Here is a 16,059-nt window from a genome sequence, read left to right as displayed (position 1 = left end):
GCGGTCGGTGACAAATCCGAACTCGTACCGAGAGGTAGACTACACCAGCGCAGACGGTCGCCTGCGGCTTTTCGCGAGGGATTACCCGGCGAAAGGCGGCTGCGAGCGTCCAGCACTGCTGATGATGCACGGTCTTACCCGGAACAGCGCCGACTTCGAGCCGCTCATCGCGCAGCTTGACTGGATCGGTCGAATGATCGTGCCAGACCAGCGCGGGCGGGGTCGCTCGCAATATGATCGCGACCCCGCCAATTACCGCCCGGATATCTACGTCGAGGACATGTGGGCGTTGCTCGACCACCTTGGCATTGACAGTGTCCTGTGCATTGGAACGTCCATGGGTGGTCTGATGTCGATGATGATGGGGACGCAAAGACCACGCGCGGTGACCGCCATTGCGCTCAATGACATTGGACCCCATGTCAGCGAGGAAGGCCTTGATCGCATTCGCTCTTACGTTGGAGCCTCCGATCCAATGGATGGATGGGATGCAGCAGCGCGGCGATGCGCGCAGATCAACCGGGATGCGCTGGACGGCCTCGACCATTCGGATTGGGCCGCGTTCGCTCGGCGCACCTGCGAGGAATTGCCCGATGGATCGGTCCGTTTCGCGTATGATTCGGGCATCGCAGCAGGCATGGCCGTTGAGGGCACGAACGCGGTTCCGCCCGATCTGTGGCAGATGTGGGACGCGCTGAAGAACAAGCCCATTCTCGCTATCCGGGGCGCAAAGAGTGACATCCTGACAGCGCAGACCGTCGCCAAGATGGGACAGCGCCATCCGCAAAAATTCTCATCGGTCGAGGTCGCAGGGCGTGGGCATGCGCCCTTGCTTGATGAGCCGGAAGCTGTATCCGCCATCGCCCGCTTCCTCGATGAGAATTGCAAATGACCGACGTCGCAACGGCCAGAGCCGAACCGCACCGCAACACGGTGCTTCTCATGCTGTTGGTGGTCTACATCTTCAATTTCGTAGATCGGCAGATCCTGTCGATCCTCGCGACGCCCATTCAGGCTGAATTGCAGCTCAGCGATGGTGAGATGGGATTGCTGGGCGGCCTCGCGTTTGCGCTTCTATATTCGACCATGGCCGTTCCGCTTGCTGCCCTTGCAGATCGCACGAGCAAATCGTGGGTTATTACGGTTTCGCTTGCAGCGTGGAGCGGTTTTACGGCGCTGTGTGGGCTTGCTCAGAATTTTTGGCAGATTTTCCTCGCGCGGCTCGGTGTCGGGATTGGAGAGGCGGGAGGCGTTGCCCCATCCTATGCGCTGATCGGCGATTACTTCCCTAGCGAACGGCGCGCGACAGCGCTTTCGGTGTATTCGCTGGGCATTCCGATTGGATCGGGGCTTGGTGTGCTGCTGGGCGGCTACATCGCCGCGAGCGTCGATTGGCGCACTGCGTTTTTCGTCGTGGGATTGGCGGGAGTGGCGATTGCCCCGATCTTCAAGTTCCTTGTGCGCGACAAGGTAAAGGGGGTCGCCGGACAATCTGAGGCGCTTCCCGAGATGCAGCGGCCCACGCTCAGGGAGACCGCACGCATCCTTGCCAGAAAGCCTTCGTTCTGGCTGCTGTCATTTGGCGCCGCGTCATCATCAATGCTCGGTTATGGTATCGCGTTCTGGTTGCCGAGCCTGCTTATTCGCAGTTTCGGCTTCGACCTTGTCGAAACGTCTCAATTCTACGGAGCATTGCTTCTGATAGGCGGCGTGGCCGGTGTGATGGCCGGCGGTCTTCTGGCCGACAAGCTGGGAGGGCACGACCGGGCGTATTATTCTTGGCTGCCCGCAATCGCATTCTTCCTTGGCGCGCCCTTATTCGGTGCCGGAATCTTGAGCAGCGAGGCGCGTGTGGCGTTCTTCCTGTTCCTCCTGCCGCAAGCCCTCTCTTACGTCTGGCTTGGACCGGTACTGTCCGCGATTCAGCATCTCGTCGTTCCATCGGCCCGCTCGACGGCCTCGGCGCTTTTCCTGCTGATCAACAATCTGATTGGTCTGGGCGGCGGCATTTACGCGCTGGGCGCTTTGTCAGACTTTCTCGCGCCTGCCTATGGCGATGAAGCGTTGCGCTATTCGATGCTTTACGCGCTTGGCCTTTACGGGATTGCAGGGCTGCTGATGGCTCTTGCCGGGCCATTCTTGCGCCGTGATTGGGTTGCTGAGTAATCACGCGCAACCCAAACCTCACCACAGCCCCTGATTGCCGACTTGATTTGAAGGTGTGTGCATAACCTAACAGTCATTGTCATTGTGATGACAGTGACTGTGTGTGGCCCATATCGCCCAGCGCTTCCATTGCTTGATGGCAATCAATCAATGGGGAGTGCAAATGATGAAGAAAGCAGTTTCAGGCCTCGCAATCGCCGCAGTAGTGACGGCTTTGGCAATTCCAACGCCAGCGATGGCGGATGACGAGTTGCAGCTTGTCACTTGCGAAGAGAGCCTTGGCACTATCGCGGTGGTCGACGGCGATACGCAAGGCTGGGCCGAATTCAGCCTTGGTTCGCCGCGCGAACTCATCAACACGCTGGCGGTCGAATCCGGGTGCTTCACTCCGCACAGCGCGGCATCGAGCGCTCCCGCTGACTTCCTCATGAATGTTGTGGCGGGCACTACCGAGGAAGTCGACCAGTCGATCGAACTCGCCAAGACCGCTGCTGTCGAGGGGTTAGTACGCTCGGGCGCAGCAGCTTCGGTCATGTCGCGCGTTCCGGGTGCGGGTGCGGTGCTTGGCATGTTTGGTGGGCTTGGAGGCCGCAGCACGCGCCTTGCTGCTGGTATCAAGCTTCTCTCGCCTGCCACGGGGCAGACCATCGTAACCGGCTCAGGCGAAGTGCGCCGCAGCTCGCTCACCTTCACCCGCAACTCGACATGGGGCGAGCGCGCTGACCAGATCGGATATCGCAGCAGCGGCAAGGGCAAGAAACTGGTCGAAGCCTTTGTCATAGCTTTCAACGCCGTGGTTGCACAGGACGCGACCATCACATCCATCCCCAAGACGGGAGCCGCCGCCGCCACGCAGCCGCAGGTTGCCACTGTTTCTGTCGCGACGTCGATGTTGGCAATGCCCATGGACGACGCCAAGGTGGTTCGCGGCCTGATGGAAGGCACGACGCTAACGCCGACCGGCAAGCGCGAGGGCCTATTTGTCGAGGTCGAGGACAATTTCGGGACCAAGGGCTGGGTCTCGGTCGAAGCGCTCAACTAACGATGCAAGGGGGAAGGCGGGAGGGTGCGACAGCGCTTCTTCCGCCTTTTGCGTCAAACGCTTGCAGGGGCGACCGAGACATGGCAGCTTTTCAACCTCAGGGGCGTGCGCTGGCGGGCGCAATTAGCCAAGGTGGGGCAATGGACAAAACGCCGCTTCGGATACTCTATGTCGAAGACGATGCGCGCTCGGCCGCTGCGGTAAGCGAACTTGCCGAACAAAATGGCGATGTCATCGTATGGGAGCAGGAGGGGAGCGGAGCGTTGCTGCGCGCAGGGATGGAGGCGTTCGACGTCGTCATCCTTGACCGGATGCTTGATGACATTGACGGCCTCACCATCACCAGGCGGCTGCGCGAAAGCGGGATTGGGACGCCGATCCTGATCCTGTCGGCTTTGGGCCGAAGCTCGGATCGCACCGACGGGCTCGATGCTGGTGCCGACGACTACATGGCCAAGCCATTCGAACCCGGGGAGCTGATGGCTCGCCTTCGCGCCTTGCATCGCCGATCCCAGGGGCGCGAACACAGCGCTGTAATCATTTACGGTGCGTTCGAATGCCACCTGAAGGCGCGAACGGCCTTTCGCGAAAACCGCCATCTGGCGCTGAGCCCCAAGGAATTCGAACTGTTCCGCTATTTTATGGAAAATGCCGGAGAGACCGTCACGCGAGAGATGCTTTTGCGCGATGTATGGAAAATGGATTTCGATCCTCAGACCAATGTCGTTGACGTCAATATCGGTCGGCTGAGGCGTAAGCTCGAAGAGGGCTTCGACGCGCCGGCATTGGAGACGATCTGGGGATCGGGATATCGTATCTTGGACGGGAGGTAAGCATCGAAGCGCGCCGTTCGATATTCTCGCGTATCGTTCTGGCCGCGATAGGTCTGTCTCTGGCGCTTGTGCTGGCTCTTTGGTTTGTCACGCACCAGACCGTGCTTTCCACCCTGAACGAGGGTGCAAGGAGCGAGGTCGATGTCGATATCGCAGGGCTGGTCGACATCTATGCAACCAGCGGTCAGGCCGAGCTTGAAAAACGCATCGCTGACCGGATCGCGCTCACACCATCGCAAGGGAGCACGCCCCATTATCTCCTGGCCAACGGCGCTGGCGAGGCAATCGCCGGCGATATCGCGAGCTGGCCTGCGCTCGATGCCCGCATTTCCGAAGCTGGTGTGATTGCGATCGGGCAACATTCCGAGGCGTTTGCGCGCGCGGTTCAGCTCGGGCCGGACCTGCGGCTCGTGGTTGCTCGTCGGATTGACGGCAACGACGCAGTGCTCGGCAATGTTGCGCTTGCCTTTGCTTCCGCGGGGTCGTTTTTCGTCGTGATCGTCGCGCTTCTGGGAAGGCTCGCGGCCTTGGGATTGCAGCGACGCATAGGGCAGATCAACTCCGCCTTTCGCGACCCGGAAGCGGAAAGCGAACTGGAGCACAGGGGCGAGGGCGATGAGATCGATGAACTCGCCAGCCATTCGGCCAAGGCACTGCGCCGTCAGCGAAACCTTATGGAAGCGTATAGGGAAACCTCTGAACAGCTTGCCCACGAGATGCGGACCCCGCTCTCGCACCTCGACAACCGGCTTTTGAAAGCGCTGCAATCAGGGCCTGACCCGAAGGTCGGCGAGCGTTTGATCGAGGCGCGAACAGAGATCAAGCGGCTGGTGCAGACCTTGGAATCGCTGCTCGACATTGCGTCCAGCAAAACGCGGCGTGGGGACGCTGCGGGGCTTGAACCTGTCGATCTCAGTGCGCTGATCCTGCGGATTTGCGATCTTTATTCAGGAAGCGCCGAGGAAACTGGACATGAACTGATCTGCGATGTCGAACCAGGCATCATCGTAGACGGTGAGGAGCATCAACTGGGCCGCCTTGTCACAAATCTTCTCGACAATGCATTGAAATACGTGCCGCCGGGTGGGCGGATCGAGGTGGTTCTCACGCAAGGTCCTCAGCTGGTCATACGCGATAACGGACCGGGCATAGCGCCCTCAGATCGCTTGCGGATTTTTGAACGATTTTATCGCGGGCGGGCGAGCATCAGCGAAACGCACGGAAGTGGATTGGGACTGGCTCTCGCGCAGGCGATTGCCGAACGGCACGGATTGAGCCTGACGCTTGATGAGACCAAAAAAGGAGCGAGTTTCCGCCTCAGCTGAGCGGCGCGCGCGGCGTCGCTTCCATACAAGAGGTTAGTCTGGGTAAGCAGTAGTCTGTCCGTGGGGTCATAGGGGAATGTGAGCATGGCAAGATCATTGATAGTCATGGCCATTATAGCGGCAGCGGCCTTTCTCCCCGCGGATCGAGCGACGGGTATAGCGGCGGCACAGACCGCTGCCCCTGACACTGTCGAGCACCGCGCGAGCCGGATTGCGCGCGCTCTGGCCGAGGCTGAAGCCGCTTACACCGAAGGAGAGCAAGCGACGCTTGCATCGCTGGTCGGCTCGCTGCGCGCTAGCGGCCTTGCAAGGCGCGAGGATGCAGACCGGGATGTTCTCGCCATCTGGGCAAATGCGACAGGCGTTGAGAGCTCTCCTTATCGAGGCCGCCTTCTGGGCCCTGCCTATGTCCGCGGCGAGCTTGCAGCTGGCGAGGTATGGCGCAGCGCGCAAACCTTCAAATCGGGCGTTCCAAGCACATTGGCGGTCTCTCACGAGGGATCAGGGCCAGTGCGAATGAAGGTGCGCGATCAGAGCGCGCGGGCAATCTGCGATCCGGGACGAGTAAGCAAACCGGCCTGTCGCTTCACCCCGATGTACACGCAGCGATATGAGATCGAGCTCGTTAATGAAGGACGTGGCCGTGCGGTCTATTTCCTCGTCTTTGACTAAGGCGCTTGTCCTCGCGGTAAGCCTTGTTTGGGGCAGCCCTGCTGCGGCACAATATTTCGATATCTACGGCGATGCGAACCGCACTCTGCCGGCAGCTCAAAGCGCGTTTGACGCGATGCCCGATGATGCCGGCATGCAGATGCGTGCTGAACTGGTGTCCGACCTGATCATGGGACTGATCGGGAAAGCGAAGTACAAAGAAGTATATGAGCTTTACTTGGAGAACCAGTCTCTCGCGCTTCACCCCGATGCGCGAATGGCAGCGATCGGGCACGGCCTCGTCGCTTTCACCAAGGACGAAGCACTTGTTGCGCAGTACATCCAGACGCTGGAGCAATTCGTCGAGACTGAAAGCTGCGCACCTTGCTATGCGCGAACCTTTGCCGCGCACCATCTCGCTCGATACTTTTTCAACGTCGAAGATGACCTTGCGAAATCAATTCAGTGGCACAAGCGGGCGCTCGATCTCTCGCGCGAAGACCTTGCGCCGAGCGATCCTGCGCGGGTCAACTTCGCGTATCAATACGCCGCCTATCTTCGCAATCAGGACCTAGAAGCCGCTGAAATCGCGACCCGCGAAACCGAAGCGCTCGCTCTCGAATTGCTTCCGCGCGACGATCACCTCGGTTGGCTGTACGTCTTCCTCAACAATGCGCTTGTGGCGCTCGACAAAGGACGGATCGGTGAAGCTGCCGATTTGTTTTCACGGATCGCTGATATCGGGGTGAAGGAGTGGGGGCCAAACGATCCCCAATTGCTTGGCATCTACCAGAACACCGCGATCCTGCTGTCGCGCGTAGGGCGCACCCGGCAGGCAGTAGAGGTGGCTCTTACAGCGCAGGCCAACCAAGCCTATTCCGATGAAAGAGAGCTCGGTTACCATCAGACCCTTATTGCAAGGCTGCTGTTCGAAGATGCGCGAGGTGAGGAAGCGATATCCTATTATCGCCGCGCCTTGGACACCTATGACGCCTCTTCGGACGACGAAACAACCGTAGCGCGTACCCGGCTCGATCTGGCGAACGCGCTCAGTGTGGCTGGTGAGCATGAAGAGGCCCTGGCCTTGTCGCAGCGCTCACTAGAAACCTTCGGCAAGCTGGACCCCATCAATCCAGATCGGCGTGTCCGGCAATCGACCGCCGCCTTGGTCCATGCGCGCGCAGGTCGCATCGAACGGGCGGCTGAAATCATGGGAGAAGTCCTTGGCGCTAACGAGGACATGCTCTTGGACATCTATGCGCGCGAGCAGGATCGCGCAGCCATTGCGTCCGACGGGAAGACTATATTCCGGGATTCAACTCTCATTGCACTGCTGGGTGCAGATGCCGACCGTGCATGGCGCAGCGCGCAGCTTGCCGTGATGAGCGACCTGCAGGCGAGCGCGGGTGCGCTGGCTTATCCGGGCGATCCTGAGGGCTTCGCCGCAGCAATTGAGGATCTTCGGGCTTCTCGAGCCGCAGAGATCGCTGCGCGTGAAAGTCTGGCAGCGGGGGAGGGGTCGGCCAACGCTCTCGCCGATGCGAGCGACACCCGAAAAGCTGCCGAGCTGGCGCTTGACACCCGGTTTCCCGATTATGCCAATTTTCTCCGGCCCCGACCACTTTCAATCGGCCAGGCTCAGGCGTTTTTGAGCGAGGACGAAGCGTATCTCGTCCCGCTGGTTTACTCTGACCGCATAGTGACCATCGCGCTCACTTCGGACGGTTTCACATGGGGATCATCGACCAGCGATCTTCATTCGACCCGTCGTCTTGTCGAACGCTTGCGCGCCTCGCTCGATGCAGGGCTTGGCGGAGAGCTGACGTTCGATGCCGAGGCGGCGCACGAACTGTACAAGAGGATTTTTACCGATGACATCACTGCCGCACTCGAAGGGAAGTCCAAGCTGATCTTTCCTGCAGGCGGATCGCTTGCCGCGATCCCGCCGGCTGTCTTGATAAGCAGGCCGCCAGAAGCGAACGCTGCGCCTGAATTCCTCATCCATGATTATGCCATTGCCATCACTCCGGGTCTTGGGCTTCGAAAAAAGGACGAAGGTGCCCCGACCATGACATTTGCCGGGATCGGCGCGCCCAAACTGGCCGACGCTCCGGCAGATCGCGCTGGGCTGCGCGGCGCCGTTGTTGACGTGAACAGCATTCTTGACCTTCCATCCCTGCCAGGTGCCATGTCCGAGCTTGCAGCCTTGGGTGCAGCATTTTCGGATAGCCAACCGCTGATCATGACTGGCGATGCGGCGACCGAAGCCGCAGTTCGCGCCGCTTCGCTGGAGAATTATCAGGTCCTCGCTTTCGCCACCCACGGTTTGGTCAGCGGACAGATTTCAGGCCTGTCAGAGCCGGCGCTCGTCATGACGCCGCAATTGGGAGTGACTTCTGCTCAAAACGATGGACTGCTCACCGCGAGCGAGATCGCGCAGCTCAGGCTTACCGCACAATGGGTTATCTTGTCGGCATGCAACACGGCTGCGGGGGAAGGGCAGCATGCGCCGATCTATAGCGGTCTTGCTCGCGCGTTTCAGCTTGCGGGAGCGCGGTCTCTTTTGCTTTCGCACTGGCCGGTGCGCGACGATGCGGCATCTCGGCTCAGCATCGCAACACTTGTGGCGTCACGTGCCGGAATGCCGCGCAGCGAAGCGCTTCGTCAGGCGCAGCTTAGCCTTCTCAACGATCCGAGCGTCCCGGGCGGCAATTCGCCGTCGGTGTGGGCGCCATTTGTTTTGATCGAGTAATTGGCTTGCGCAGATCAACCGATCTTCAGGCTGAGCACGTTGTGATTGCCGCGCCTCGCATAAACCATGTCCTGTGCCCAGGCTCGAACGATGGCAATGCCAATGCCTCCGCCCGTCTGTGGGTGAGGGCTGGTGAATGCGGGTGCCTTGACGAGATTGAACGAGGCGCCGTCATCTTCGACTTCGATCAGAACAGCGTCGCTGTTGAGGGACATCGACATCCACAAGGAGACATCGCAATCTTCGCCGCCATGCCGCAGCGCATTTGAGACGAGTTCCTCAACGATGATCGAGACTTTGATGACAGTACGCTCACCCAGTCCGGTTTGGTTCAAGAAGTCTCGCGCAAACTCGATCGCTTCGAGGATCGAAGGCCGCGGATCGTGACCTGCGGCCACAAAAGCAGAAAAGCGTCTCCTTAGATCCATGATTGTATGCTAACACAGACTCCGATGGAGGGAAGATATGCAAAAAATTTGGCTCTTGGTTGCTGCCCTGCTTGCCATGGTAGCGCAACCCGTACTGGCGAATGAGATCGGTCGAATAAAAAATGTGACCGCTAGCGGCGTGAACGTTATTCGCGGCGGCGAGAGCCAGCCAGCGCGGTCCGGGTTCAAGCTTGTCGAAGGCGATATTGTTGAAACGACTGCGCGGGGCCGGGTTGGTATCACTTTCGTCGACGATACGCGGATTTCGATTGCCGAAAGCAGCCGCATGATCATCTCCAAATACCGTTTCAATCGCAGCAATTTCAACGATGCGAACAACGCGTCCGACATGACCGTCGAACGTGGAGCTGTTGGGGTGGACTCCGGCAATCTATCCGGTTCCGGCAACATGCGTTTTCACACTCCCAATTCTACGCTTGGTGTTCGCGGCACGACCTTCGTCATCGAGGTCGATGAGTGATGCGCTGGGCTTTGGCGCTGGGGGGCGCGCTGGCACTCGCAGGATGTGCGACGCCCAATGAACGAGTAACGCTTCTGGCTCCGGTTCAGCCGGAAAAGATCGAAAGCGGTGACCGTGGCTCACTCGTCGTCGAGTATGAGGGCGGTGAGACGGCCATTACAGGCGAGAATGAGCAGGCTCAGCTGCGCGGGCGCACGCGGCCACCTCAGTTGACGACACTCGACCAGCCAGACCCGCGTCATGTCGCGATCGTCGGCAACTTCCCGCCTGATGTGGGCACGCTTGAAGTTCCCTTCGAGAAGGTGGGAAGCATGGAGCTTTCGCCACAGCAGACCGCTCAAGTGACGGACGGTCTCAGAAGTGCGCTTCAGGATAGGCCCGCGCCACAGATCGAAGTGGTCGGCCATACAAGCTCCGATGGCGGCGCTTCTCGCAACATGACCATCTCACTTGAGAGAGCGGCTTTCGTTGCCAACATTCTGAGGGGCCTGGGCTTCGAAATCGATGACACCGACATCATCGGGCGAGGTGAAGCCCTCGCCGTGAGCGAGATCGGTGATGAGATCGACGACGTGCGCTACCGCCGTGTCGATGTAATCGTCAGATGACGTGACTATTCAGGTGAGGGCGCATAGCCCTCACCGACATAGCGAAGCGCGAAGATAGTAAGATCATCCGCCGGGTCGGCATCGCCCTCGAACTCGGCGATACGATCCGCGAGAAACTCGACGCGTGCGTTGGCGGTGACGTCTGACTGTTCCTCCAAGGCCCGGATTACGCCTTCGAACCCGAACTGCACTCTCTGGATGTTTTCAGCGTCGGTCGCCCCATCGCTGATGAGGACAAGGGTGTCGCCTTCGTCAAGGAGCACTTCCTCGATCTGATATGGGAAACCATCGAAGCTGCGCAGACGAGGGCCGCCCCTTAGATCGACCATCTCGACCTTGCCGTTGCGGTACACGCGCAGCGGATTTTCATGACCGGCATTCACAAGCTCGACCTTCCCGCTCGTGCAGTCGATCAGGCCCGCAAGCAAGGTCAGGTCCATTGCGTCATCTTCCTCGCGAGAAAGCTCATCATTGAGCGCGATAACCGCGTCGTCCAACCGGGTGCCGTGGGAGAGAAACTTGCTTTTCGCCGCAGTCTTGGAGAACGCCATGAACAAAGCGGCTCCCAATCCCTTGCCGCTGACATCGCCGACTAGGAACAGCAGGCGGTCGTCTTCGAGTTCAAAGGCATCGTAGAAGTCCCCGCCGACGGATTTTGCAGGTCGCAGTTTTGCGCCGATCTCCGTCCGCCGTCCGAGCTCCGCGAGCCTTTCAGGGCTTGGAACCATACGCAATTGAAGGTCGCGGGCGTTCTCGTTTTCCTTCTTCTGCTCTGCCTCCCGGATCCTTTGCGCGACCAGCTCCTGAAGCGCGGTGGCGTAACGGGCGAGCAGAAGTCCAAGGGCTGCAAACAAAGCGATGATGAGCGGACGCGCCGGATCGAACAGCAGGTTTGCCTGCGCATATGCGAGATAGGAGCCGATGGGCAGGGCGATTGCGATTGCGCCCGCGGGCAACAAAAGCCAATTCCATGCGCTGACCGCACAAGCGAGGATCAGGGCAAACAAGGCGAGCGTAAAGACAATTTCGAGCGCCTTGCTCCAGTCAGGATATGACAGCCAGTCACGTTTGAGGATCGCATCGACAGCTTGTGCCTGAACCAATGCGCCAAGCACCTCGTTGCCGTGAGGCGTTGCGACAATATCGCCTGTGCCGGTTGCGCCCACACCGAGAATTACGACCTTGCCAGACAGCTTTTCGAGAGGGAATTCGTCACTGAGCAGGTCCACCGCAGAATAGTAAGGTTGCGCCGGCCCCATCTTGAAAAGCAGATCCGCTCGGCTGTCCGAGGGGATGGTCAGGTCGGCCAGATTGAGTCTATCTCCGTCCCACGCAAGAAACTCGGCACCCTTTTTGATCCTAGCCAGCTCCACGGCAAAGCCGGACTCCAGGCTATCCCCCGACCAGATCGACAAAGGAACACGTCGCACAACGCCATCAGAATCGGGCGAACCATTCACGAACGCATGAGAATAGGCCTCGTCCTCAAGTGCGGGAATGCTTGCAATGACCCTATCATATCTCTCTGTTTGTGAGGGCGGTTCACCTTCGATGAAATCGTAGGTGAGGCTGCCTGCGTCAGTACCCTTTTCTCTTGAGGCGGCGCGCGCCATGACTGTTGGAGAGGATGGCCGGGCAATAATACCCGCAAGCGCGAGATCCATGCTCGGTAGTTCACGGATCCTTGCAGCGGTTTCTTCGTCCAGCTCTCGCCCCTCGTAAATGTCGGCAAATGCCTCGGGCCTGATCGCATCCTCTTCGGTAAAGTAGATGTCGATCCCGATCGCGGCCGGCTCGGCTGTTGCAATGCGGTCCAAAAGCACCGCCACATTGAGCCGGACCCAAGGCCACTGGCCGACCTTGTCGACGCTGTTGTCGTCGATCATCACGACGACAACTTCGTCGTCCATCACTTCGCGCGCATCGGCCCGTTGCCAGGTGTCAAACACCAGACGCTGTTCAAAATCCTGTCCGATCCAGGTGATGAGCGAGCCGATCAGCGCACCGACCAGAACCGCAGCGACCGCCAGGCGGCGGGCGCTGTTTTCGGGCTGACCGGGATTAGAGTTCGACACAGAGCCCGTCGTAAGAACACAGAACCTCAAGCTCGGTGTCGTTGCGGGTCAGTTCTTCGTAGCGGATTGTTTCAGAATGCATTCGCTGGATATCGGCGTCGCTGTATGTCGGCTCGTGATGGAAGAGGGCCAGCCTCTTGGCGCCCGCTTCATGACAAAGGTCGACCGCCACAATGTTGGAGGAATGCCCCCAGTCTTCCTTCATCGAAACACTGTCTGCGAGCGAATACATTGTATCGGCGATAACGAGATCGGCATCGGCCATGAAGTCGGCCATTGCGGATTCGTCTTCCATCTTATCGATCTTGTATTCGGCATCGGTCGAATAGATCGCAACGCGTCCATCAGCGCTCTTGAACCGGTATCCGTAGCTTGCATGTGAATGTTCCTGCCGGATCATCGCCACGGTGAGTTCACCAATCTGGTAATCGCGCCCCGTTTCGAGCGTGCGGAACTCGATGTCCGCTTTCAGCCACTCGAAGGGGACGGGGAACGAGATTTCTTCCTGCTGACGACGCAAAGCTTCCTCTGCATCGGTATGACCTGCGTGGATGATGACTTTCGCCCCATCGACAAAAGCAGGCACGAAGAAAGGGAACCCCATGATGTGATCCCAGTGGAGGTGCGACAGGAAGAAATGCCATTCTTTCGGACGGTTTCCATCTGACAAACGCCGCAAGGTGTCGAGCCCGAATTCTCGCAGCCCTGAGCCCATGTCGCAAACGACGAATGCGCCAATTCCTGCGTCAATTTCTACGCAGCTCGTCGCGCCGCCATACCCCTGACCAACCGCGAATTCGAGTTCGTTGCGAGCGAACTCAACCGCGGCTTCCTTGTCAGCGAAGCTTTTTCCATCTGCTTTGAGGAGTGCGTCAGCGACCTTGTCAGTTATCGTGGAGGCGTGAGGTGCAACCGGCAGCGACCCGCGCGTTCCCCAAAACCGGATATGCATAAATTCCCCCCTTATGCATTCTTAGTGTCCGATTGCGTCCTCAATCGTATCAGCAACTCGGAAAACCATGTCGTAGCGACTTATCGCCAAGATTTCTCGCATGGTTTCATTCGGTCTGGCAAGCACGATTGTGGTGCCTGTTTCCTGGCCCGCACGCTGAGCAAGGGTCAGGGCGCGAAGGCCGCGCGATGACATGTACTCGATACCTGCAAGGTCGATGACGGCATTCGCAGGTGCCGCTTTCACATGTTCGATCAGATTGGTCCGAAAGTCGTCTGCGGTCGATTCGTCGATCCGTCCCGAAGCCGCGATGATACTAGCGCCGCCACGTTCTTCGGTTTTCCAGTCGAGTTGTGCGCCTGTCATTCGAGTTGCATAGCGCGGCTTAACCCGATTGCCAAATGCTGCGCGATTGCGCGCGTGGCTTGCGTCATAAGCTCCGAGGACCGGCGCTATTGTGGCTATGTTGTGCACTCTTCTTCTGCCTTGTTTTGCGACCTTGTGGGGGGACGCGACCACCCAACCAGTAGAAAGTAAATTTTCCCTTTCATTTCAGTCATGCAGAATCACTCATTGCTTGCGGATTTCGAAGGCTCGCTCGCCAATCTCCTGCCAGAACTTGTGAAAACACGACAACTTAGCAATTTCCCCTACCTATCGTTGCTCATACCCTTGTTTTCAGGCGTGAAGTGGGTATCACTGCCTGAACAAACGGGTCGCCCAACCTGCGATGCCTGAAGACAGACAAAAGTCGTTTCAGGCCTATTTCGCGAGTTCGTCGAAGCGCAATATCTGCTTCGAAGCGCTTTCGAGCGCTGCATGGGGACAGAGATGGGGGCACGTTTGTCAGCACTTGATCAATTGTCGAGTTTTGTCCGATTTTCATCGGATACTGATCCTTCGCCGTGTGTGATTGAGGGGCGAACCGGTTCGAGGCGCCGCTGGGTTGCCGGTTCGGTATCGGCGCTCGCGATCACAGCGATATCAATCGTTCCGTCCGACGCGGCGTTTGCTCAGACGACGCCCGGTGCGCAACTGCCGCCGGTCACCACGCCGCCGCCGCGAAACCAGTTGACGCCGCCGGAGTTTCGCCGTGAGGATCGCAGCGTCACGCTGACCATCGACGGTGACCTTGAGCGCTCGCCCTGCGTCCTCGACCGCGAGGAGTATTCAGACATCACGCTGACGCTGTCCGGCGTTCAGTTCTCGGGGCTCGAAAAGGTCCCTGGCCTCTCGCTCGCGGAAGCCTATGAAGGCTATCTTGGCCGCGAGCTTCCGCTTGCGGTGCTGTGCGACATTCGCGCCCAAGCCAACTCAATCCTGCGCTCCCAGGGGTACCTCGCAACAGTCGAAATTCCTGAGCAGAACCTCAGCGATGGGGTGGCCGATTTCGGTGTGGTGTTTGGTCGGCTGACCGGTGTCCGCGTGCGCGGCGATGCGGGGCCTTCCGAAGCGCTGGTTGCTGCCTATCTCGAAAAGCTGACAGACCAGCCGGTCTTCAACACGCAGGACGCCGAGCGATACCTGCTATTGGCTGACGATTTGCCCGGCGTCGCGGTGCGTCTGTCGCTAAGGCCAGCGGCAGGCGGTGCGCCTGGGGATCTTCTGGGTGAAATCGCTGTCGTGCGCCAGCGCGGGATCATCGATGTAAACGTCCAAAACTTTGGCTCGACAGCCATCGGTCGCTTTGGCGGACTGGTGCGAGGCGAGATTTACGACATCACGGGGCTGGGCGATCGCACGTCTATTGCCGCCTATTCGACACTAGAGTTTACGGAGCAGCAGACCTATCAATTCGGCCACGACTTCGCCGTCGGTGGAGAGGGCCTGCGGCTCGGTGTGAATCTTACTTACAGCGTGACCGATCCTGATGTCGGCTTGCCGAACTTCGATGTGGATTCGGAGACTTTCCTCGCAGGAATTTTCGCAACGTATCCTTTGATGCGTTCCCGCCAGTCGAGCATCTTTGCCTCGGGCGGATTCGATCTCGTCAATCAGGAAGTCGACGTCAACAATTTCGCCCTGTCGACCGACAGGGTTCGCACGCTTTTCGCCCGGATTTCGGGCGAGCGCACCGATGAGGGCAGCATCCAGCGCATCGACGGCTATTCGCCGTTCGAACCACGCTGGCGTTATCGCTGGGGCTTCGAGGTTCGCAAAGGTCTCGACGTGTTCGAGACGAGCCCGGATTGCCGGGCAAACCCGCTCGCCTGCACCACCGGCGGCTCGATCCCGCCCAGCCGCATCGAGGCCGATCCAGAGCCGCTGCTCTTCCGATATGACGGCGCGCTGGAATTCCGTCCTGATCCGATGGTGACGTTCTCGCTGGAGACTTTCGCGCAATATTCCGACGACCCGCTGCCAGCCTTTGAAGAGTTTGCTGCAGGCAGTTTCTCAATCGGTCGCGGATACGATCCAGGCGCGGTATTGGGCGATAGCGGTGTCGCGGCCTCGTTCCAGGTCAGTTACGGCACGCTCGCGCCCGCTGGCCCAGAAGCGATCGCTTACCAACCTTACGTTTTCACAGACGTCGCTTACGCCTGGAATGAAGATCCCAGTCGCAGGCCGCTCAATCCTGATCGGCTTTGGTCCGCTGGCGGCGGCGTGCGCGCTGCATGGGGCTCCAAGATCCAAGCTGACGCCTTTGTCGCGGTTCCGCTCGAACGGCCTGATCTTTCGCCGCAGCGAGGCGATGTCCGTTTCATGTTCAGCGTAACCGCCCGACTTTTCCCGTGGAGATACTAAG

General features: G+C 59.2%; 14 protein-coding genes. 10 read left to right on the top strand and 4 right to left on the bottom strand.

Translation table 11 applies throughout. From position 1 onward, the window contains the following. Positions 1 to 7: 7 nt before the first annotated feature. The 7 genes from CD351_RS13305 (at position 8) to CD351_RS13275 (ending at position 8,769) form a co-directional block, all read left to right on the top strand. On the top strand, positions 8 to 892 hold the full coding sequence (locus CD351_RS13305; protein ID WP_111993087.1) for an alpha/beta fold hydrolase: 885 nt from the start codon (positions 8 to 10) through the stop codon (positions 890 to 892). Beyond that, positions 889 to 2,166 carry an MFS transporter gene (locus tag CD351_RS13300; protein ID WP_111993086.1) on the top strand — a complete coding sequence of 426 codons (1,278 nt, stop codon included), beginning with the start codon at positions 889 to 891 and terminating at the stop codon, positions 2,164 to 2,166. Before CD351_RS13305 ends, CD351_RS13300 begins: the two co-directional genes overlap by 4 nt. 163 nt (positions 2,167 to 2,329) lie before the next feature. Continuing rightward, positions 2,330 to 3,208: an SH3 domain-containing protein gene (locus CD351_RS13295; RefSeq protein WP_234027138.1), complete on the top strand. Its 879-nt coding sequence runs from the start codon at positions 2,330 to 2,332 to the stop codon at positions 3,206 to 3,208. Between the two features lie 140 nt (positions 3,209 to 3,348). Next, positions 3,349 to 4,041 (top strand): response regulator transcription factor, encoded by a 693-nt coding sequence (locus CD351_RS13290; protein ID WP_111993757.1) that lies wholly within the window; start codon positions 3,349 to 3,351, stop codon positions 4,039 to 4,041. A 101-nt stretch (positions 4,042 to 4,142) separates the two neighbouring features. Next, on the top strand, positions 4,143 to 5,366 hold the full coding sequence (locus CD351_RS13285; RefSeq protein ID WP_234027137.1) for a sensor histidine kinase KdpD: 1,224 nt from the start codon (positions 4,143 to 4,145) through the stop codon (positions 5,364 to 5,366). A gap of 84 nt (positions 5,367 to 5,450) precedes the next feature. Continuing rightward, complete coding sequence (locus CD351_RS13280; RefSeq protein WP_162627732.1) at positions 5,451 to 6,038, top strand: hypothetical protein; 588 nt, start codon at positions 5,451 to 5,453, stop codon at positions 6,036 to 6,038. Next, positions 6,010 to 8,769 carry a CHAT domain-containing protein gene (locus CD351_RS13275; protein WP_162627731.1) on the top strand — a complete coding sequence of 920 codons (2,760 nt, stop codon included), beginning with the start codon at positions 6,010 to 6,012 and terminating at the stop codon, positions 8,767 to 8,769. The genes CD351_RS13280 and CD351_RS13275 overlap by 29 nt, the downstream gene beginning before the upstream one ends. A gap of 14 nt (positions 8,770 to 8,783) precedes the next feature. Here the strand turns inward: CD351_RS13275 and CD351_RS13270 are convergent, their stop codons facing one another. Then, the gene (locus tag CD351_RS13270) at positions 8,784 to 9,197 is read right to left on the bottom strand and encodes an ATP-binding protein (protein WP_111993082.1); all 414 of its coding nucleotides are present in this window, start codon (positions 9,195 to 9,197) and stop codon (positions 8,784 to 8,786) included. A gap of 37 nt (positions 9,198 to 9,234) precedes the next feature. Between CD351_RS13270 and CD351_RS13265 the strand changes: the two genes are divergently transcribed. Both CD351_RS13265 and CD351_RS13260 read left to right on the top strand, forming a co-directional pair. Next, complete coding sequence (locus CD351_RS13265; RefSeq protein WP_111993081.1) at positions 9,235 to 9,678, top strand: FecR domain-containing protein; 444 nt, start codon at positions 9,235 to 9,237, stop codon at positions 9,676 to 9,678. After that, positions 9,678 to 10,286 carry an OmpA family protein gene (locus CD351_RS13260; RefSeq protein ID WP_111993080.1) on the top strand — a complete coding sequence of 203 codons (609 nt, stop codon included), beginning with the start codon at positions 9,678 to 9,680 and terminating at the stop codon, positions 10,284 to 10,286. The genes CD351_RS13265 and CD351_RS13260 overlap by 1 nt, the downstream gene beginning before the upstream one ends. A gap of 5 nt (positions 10,287 to 10,291) precedes the next feature. On the opposite strand, the gene CD351_RS13255 is transcribed toward CD351_RS13260, so the two are convergent. Genes CD351_RS13255 through CD351_RS13245 form a run of 3 tightly spaced genes read right to left on the bottom strand, consistent with a single transcriptional unit; the run spans position 10,292 to position 13,679 of the window. Then, the gene (locus CD351_RS13255) at positions 10,292 to 12,361 is read right to left on the bottom strand and encodes a CHASE2 domain-containing protein (protein ID WP_162627728.1); all 2,070 of its coding nucleotides are present in this window, start codon (positions 12,359 to 12,361) and stop codon (positions 10,292 to 10,294) included. Next, positions 12,348 to 13,313, bottom strand: a complete 966-nt coding sequence (locus tag CD351_RS13250) for an MBL fold metallo-hydrolase (RefSeq protein ID WP_111993078.1) — start codon at positions 13,311 to 13,313, stop codon at positions 12,348 to 12,350. Before CD351_RS13250 ends, CD351_RS13255 begins: the two co-directional genes overlap by 14 nt. 21 nt (positions 13,314 to 13,334) lie before the next feature. Continuing rightward, entirely contained in the window at positions 13,335 to 13,679 is a 345-nt protein-coding gene (locus CD351_RS13245; protein ID WP_111993077.1) for an STAS domain-containing protein, read from the bottom strand. A gap of 477 nt (positions 13,680 to 14,156) precedes the next feature. Here CD351_RS13245 and CD351_RS13240 point away from each other — a divergent pair, with 477 nt between their 5' ends. After that, positions 14,157 to 16,058 carry a ShlB/FhaC/HecB family hemolysin secretion/activation protein gene (locus CD351_RS13240; protein ID WP_234027136.1) on the top strand — a complete coding sequence of 634 codons (1,902 nt, stop codon included), beginning with the start codon at positions 14,157 to 14,159 and terminating at the stop codon, positions 16,056 to 16,058. The last annotated feature ends 1 nt before the right edge of the window (position 16,059 follow it).

It is taken from the genome of Erythrobacter sp. KY5 (assembly GCF_003264115.1).
In the GTDB taxonomy this organism is placed as follows: domain Bacteria; phylum Pseudomonadota; class Alphaproteobacteria; order Sphingomonadales; family Sphingomonadaceae; genus Erythrobacter.
Note: the sequence above shows the minus strand (reverse complement) of the source record. Positions and strands in the feature narration are given on the sequence as shown.